The sequence below is a fragment of the Lamprobacter sp. genome, assembly GCF_034860625.1.
GTDB lineage: Bacteria > Pseudomonadota > Gammaproteobacteria > Chromatiales > Chromatiaceae > Lamprobacter.
Genome location: NZ_JAYESN010000662.1, coordinates 1 through 841 on the forward strand (window position 1 = coordinate 1; position 841 = coordinate 841).

Here is an 841-nt window from a genome sequence, read left to right on the forward strand (position 1 = left end):
GTGGATGGATGAGGCGATGATCGCCACCATCCACGGCTGGTGTCAGCGCATGTTGCTCGAGCATGCCTTTGCCACCGGCGGGCTGTTCGAGCGCACCCTGGTGACGGACCAGCAGGATCTGATCGCCGAGACCCTGCGCGATTACTGGCGCAAGCACTGCTACGGACGCCCGCTCGCCGAGGCACGCTGCATCCGCGAGGTCGCCGCGTCTCCGCAGGCGCTGCAAGACAAGCTCAGCGAATGGCTGAAACGCCGCGATGCCCAACTCTGCTATCAGGGTCAGCCGCTCGATGGTGCCTGCCTGCAGACGGCGCTGGCCACGCGGATCGGGCAGCGCGCGGCCGAGGAGGCGGCGCGCGGGCTCTGGCGTGAAGGGCGCGAGGGGATCGAGGATCAGCTCCGTGTGCTGCGGCCCAATCTCAATGGGCGAGTCCATGGCAGCGCCAAGCCTGAAGGGTTCGAGCAGGTGCTAGACGAGATTGCGGCCTGGTCCGAGGGGGGGCAAGCGCCGACTCAGCTGCCCAAGTTCGCCCGGGGCGCGTTCGTCTTCAAGAAAAACGCCCCGGTTCAAACAGAACCCGAGCACCCAGTCTACGACGCCCTGGCTACCTGGCAGCAGAGCCTACAAGCCACCGATGCCAACAACCCCAACGCACCCCCCTCGCTCGAGGCCTGCCTCCTCGCCCATGCCGCGCACTGGCTGGCCGAAGAACTGCCGCGCCGCCTGCGCCTCCGCGCCGAGATGGGCTTCGATGAGCTGCTCAGCGAGTTGGCCGCTGCGCTCACCCCCGCCGATGACAGCCCGAACGCTCAGACCCAAGCCGCCGCGCTCGCGGCGACC

General features: G+C 68.1%; 1 pseudogene. It reads left to right on the forward strand.

Annotated elements, in window-relative coordinates:
• Window positions 1-16: 16 nt before the first annotated feature.
• Window positions 17-841, forward strand: a pseudogene (locus tag VBE63_RS30600) (exodeoxyribonuclease V subunit beta); the annotation flags it as partial.